4 protein-coding genes are annotated in these 4,690 nt (G+C 40.2%); all 4 read left to right on the top strand.

Annotation, left to right across the window (positions count from 1 at the left end):
* Positions 1-810: 16S rRNA (cytosine(1402)-N(4))-methyltransferase RsmH (gene rsmH, locus Q8907_12970; protein MDP4275182.1), on the top strand; the 810-nt coding region annotated here is incomplete at its 5' end.
* A 36-nt stretch (positions 811-846) separates the two neighbouring features.
* On the top strand, positions 847-1,218 hold the full coding sequence (locus Q8907_12965; GenBank protein MDP4275181.1) for an FtsL-like putative cell division protein: 372 nt from the start codon (positions 847-849) through the stop codon (positions 1,216-1,218).
* A complete protein-coding gene (locus Q8907_12960) occupies positions 1,219-3,342 on the top strand; it encodes a penicillin-binding protein (GenBank protein ID MDP4275180.1) in 2,124 nt (707 codons plus the stop codon).
* A 23-nt stretch (positions 3,343-3,365) separates the two neighbouring features.
* A partial coding sequence (locus Q8907_12955; protein ID MDP4275179.1) for a UDP-N-acetylmuramoyl-L-alanyl-D-glutamate--2,6-diaminopimelate ligase occupies positions 3,366-4,690 on the top strand: 1,325 nt, incomplete at its 3' end.

Here is a 4,690-nt window from a genome sequence, read left to right as displayed (position 1 = left end):
GGAGGAGGAGGGCATTCGCGTGAAATCCTAAACCGTCTTACGACAGGAAAACTTTTTGCTTTCGATCAGGATGCGGATGCTCAGGCAAATATTCTGCCTGATGAGCGTTTTACTTTTATAGGTCAGAATTTCAGGTATATGAAGAATTTTCTGAAGTATTATCATGTAGATCATGTAGATGGCATATTGGCTGACCTGGGTCTTTCGTCTCATCATCTGGATGTGGCTGAAAGAGGTTTTTCCTTTCAGCATGACGGGCCTCTTGACATGAGAATGAACCAGAATGCAGAGCTTACGGCGGCTGTAGTGGTCAATACTTATCCTAAAGAGGAACTGAAAAATATTTTCTATAGTTATGGTGAACTGTCTAACTCTGCAAAGTTGTGCGAGTTGATTGTTAAGGCCCGTAATGAAAAGAAAATTAATACTGTCAATGATTTTAAAACCGCAATTGCGGCCTGTACGCCCAGGGACTTTGAGTTTAAGTTTCTGGCTAAGGTGTTCCAGGCTTTGCGGATTGAGGTGAATGGCGAACTTGATAGCTTGAAGGAGATGTTGATGCAAACTATTGATGTGATGAAAAAGGACGGTAGGCTGGTGGTTATTACTTACCATTCTTTAGAAGACCGAATAGTTAAAAATTTTATTAAAAAAGGAATTTTTGAGGGTGAAGTTGAAAAAGACATTTATGGAAATTATGTAGTACCTTTCGCCCCCGTAAATAAAAAAGTTATTTTGCCAGAATTGTCTGAAATACAGATAAATAGTAAGGCAAGGAGCGCAAAATTAAGAATAGGGAGAAGGCTTTAATTCTATTAAATAGTATTGAATTTTGAATCGAGTGTTATGAAAAAAGAAGATAATAATACGGATTACATTAAGGACACTGATTCTGAAGATTTTAAAATCGGTTCTATTAAAGATATTCTGGGCGGTAATGTGCTGACAAGAAAAATTGTAGTCAAGCAGCTACCTTATATCCTGTTTATCACTGTTTTGGCTATTTTATATATTGCTAACCGTTATAAATCAGAAAAGATAGTTCGCGAAACAGCAAAGCAACAAAATATGCTAAAGGAATTGCGTGCTGAATCAATGACTACAGCATCTGAATTAATGTATCATAGCCGCCAAAGTGAGGTATATAAGTTGTTAAAGGATCATCACATAGATTTAAAGGAATGTGTGGAACCACCGAAAAAAATTGTGGTGAAGTAAATGACTATTAAAAAGGACATATTATTGAGGGTTGGAGTAGTGTACGTTTGTATGCTGCTTTTAGCGATAGTCGTGGTAGTGAAAATCGTGTACCTGCAGGTTGTTGAGCATAAGGAGTGGACCGATAAGGCCAAGAAGATGACCCTGAAAGATATTACCATTGAACCCAACAGGGGCGATATCTATGATTGTAAAGGAAGATTGCTGGCCAGTTCTGTACCTGAGTATGAAATCCGGATGGATTTAAATGCCGAGGGATTGACTGCAAAGATGTTCAGGGCGAAAATAGATTCTCTTTCCCTTTGTTTGTCTAAATTATTCAAGGATAAAAGTGAAGATGAATATAAAAGGGAAATCACCACTGCCAGAAGGGAAGGAAAAAGATTTTTCCTGATTCAAAGGCAGGTAAGTTATTCGGAATTAAAAATATTAAAGACTTTTCCGCTTTTTCGTCTAGGCCAGAATAAGGGTGGTTTGATTTTCTTGCAGAATAACAGGAGATTCCAGCCTCAGGTTGATCTGGCTACCCGGACAATTGGTTATTTGAGTAAAAGTGAAACGGGAAATGTGGTAGGCATTGAAGGTGCTTATGACAGTTATTTGCGTGGGGTAAAAGGCGTCAGAATGATGCAGCGCCTTTCCGGTAATGTCTGGATGCCTTTAAATGATGGAAATGAAGTTGAACCGCAGGATGGCAAGGATGTGATCACTTCTCTGGATATTGAAATTCAGGATGTGGCTGAGAATGCTTTGCTTAATCAGTTAAAACTCCACAATGCCCATCATGGGACTGCCATTGTGATGGAGGTGCAAACCGGCGAAATTAAGGCAATAGCCAATCTGCAAAGGGTTGGAGATGGCGATTACCGCGAAATATACAATTATGGTGTAGCCGAAAGTACTGAACCGGGTTCTACTTTTAAGCTTATGTCCATGATCGCCGCTTTGGAAGATGGTTATGTCGATATCAATGATACGGTGGATACTGGCGATGGAACCACCTTTTATTATAAACAGGAAGTTCATGACCACGAAGGGCATGGCTTGGGTAAAATTTCAGTAGAGAAAGCCTTTGAAGTATCTTCAAATGTCGGAATTTCAAAGGTAATCACCCGTTGTTACCGGGGACGTGAAAGGAAATTTGTCGACAGGTTGTACAGCATGGGATTAAATAAAAAATTAGGTATTGACATTCATGGAGAAGGTGCACCGGATATTAAATATCCCGGAAGTCGCTTTTGGTCCGGTATTTCTTTACCTATGATGTCCATAGGCTATGAGGTCAGGCTTACTCCTTTACAAATACTGTCTTTTTACAATGCCATTGCCAATAACGGGGTGATGGTCAAACCAAAATTTGTCAGATCCTTAGCTTATCATGGGAATAACATAGAAAATTTCGAGACACAGGTCTTGAATACTTCAGTCTGTTCACGTTCAACTCTGGATAAGGTCAGGGTACTGCTGGAAGGAGTTGTAAAATATGGAACTGCAAAAAATTTAAGTACAACAACCTATAAGATTGCAGGAAAGACCGGTACAGCACAGATTGCAAATAAAAAATACGGTTATAAATCTGACAATTCGGAAGTCAGTTATCAGGCTTCTTTTGTCGGCTATTTCCCGGCGGATAATCCGAAATATTCCTGCATTGTGGTCATAAATGCACCTTCAAATAAGGTATATTATGGAAACCTGGTAGCAGGTCCGGTGTTTAAAGAAATCGCCGATAAGGTTTATGCAATCAATCTGAGCATGCATCAACCTATCAATGAGGATAATAATGTTGAATACAGCCAGATCCCATTTTCAAAGAATGGCTATTTCAAGGATCTGGAGCTTGTGCTTGAAAAGCTTGGCGTTCCTACCTCCGACGAGGACAGGATTAAAAGTAATTGGGTGGTGGTCAATGCTCAAAAAGACAAGGAGGTACTGGAAAACCGTTTTGTGGATAAAAAGATTGTACCTAATGTGGTAGGCATGGGGGCCAAAGATGCATTGTTTTTACTTGAAAATTCAGGTCTTTGCGTTACATTGAATGGTTTTGGCAAGGTAAAGTCCCAATCTGTTCCTGCAGGAACAAAGGTTAAGTTAAGGCAAAGAATTGTGTTGCAAATGAGTTAGTTATAAAAATTATACAAATAATTTTGAAAAAGTTAATAGACATACTTACAGGTATTGATGTTCTTGAAATAGCAGGCAATGAATCAGAATCCGTACATGCTGTAAATTTTGATTCGCGCAAAATAGAGAATGGAGACCTGTTTGTGGCGGTCAGGGGTACAGAAACCGATGGCCATCGCTTTATTCCGACAGCTGTTGAGCGGGGAGCCAAAATTGTGGTTTGTGAGGAAATACCGGAAAAAGGTTTTGAAGGGGTAACTTTTGTGAAGGTGAAAAATTCAGAGATAGCCTTGGGTTGCCTGGCTTCGAATTTTTTTGATCATCCTTCTCAGAAATTAAAATTGGTTGGAATAACCGGAACCAATGGAAAAACAACAACGGTTACCCTGCTTTACAATATGTTCCGTGCATTTGGGCATAAGGCCGGTTTACTTTCAACGGTGGTCAATTATATTGATGATAAGGAATATCCTTCTGATCATACTACTCCTGATGCGGTGGAAATTAATTTTCTCCTGCAACAAATGGTTACTGCAGGTTGCGAATATTGTTTCATGGAAGTAAGTTCTCATTCGATAGTTCAACAGCGTATTGCCGGGCTTCATTTTGCAGGCGGGATTTTCTCCAATATCACTCATGATCATCTCGATTATCACAAAACTTTCAGTGAATATCTGAAAGCTAAAAAGAAATTTTTCGATGAACTTCCTGATTCGGCTTTTGCCCTGACTAATATCGACGACAAGAATGGCAGTGTGATGCTGCAGAATACAAAAGCAAAAGCCAAAACCTACTCTCTGAAAAACCTCTCCGATTTCCGCTGTAGGATACTCGAAGATCAGTTTGACGGAATGCTGCTCAGAATTGACGGGAAAGAAGTCTGGACTCATTTTGTGGGTGAATTTAATGCTTATAATCTGTTGGCCGTGTATGCAGCTGCTGTTTTGCTTGGCAAACCATCAGAAGATGTGCTCAGAATTTTGAGTTCACTGTATCCTGTAAGCGGTCGTTTTGAATGCATCCGTTCTGCTGACGGAATAACGGTTATTGTTGATTATGCACATACACCCGATGCATTGGAGAATGTCCTTAAAACCATCCATCATGTCAGAAAAGGCAGTGAACAGATCATTACCGTAGTGGGTGCGGGTGGACACAGGGACAAGACAAAACGCCCTGAAATGGCCGCTATTGTTACGGAGATGAGCGACAAGGTGATCCTTACTTCCGACAACCCGCGCGATGAGAAGCCTGAGGATATTATCCGCGATATGCAGGCCGGTGTGGGTGACGAAAACAAGAAGAAAGTTCTGGTTATTGTCGACCGTGCTGAAGCCATTAAAACCTC

The sequence above is a fragment of the Bacteroidota bacterium genome (assembly GCA_030706565.1).
In the GTDB taxonomy this organism is placed as follows: Bacteria; Bacteroidota; Bacteroidia; order Bacteroidales; family JAUZOH01; genus JAUZOH01.
The sequence above is the reverse complement of the archived record's forward strand: the minus strand, read 5'-3'. Positions and strand labels throughout refer to the sequence as shown.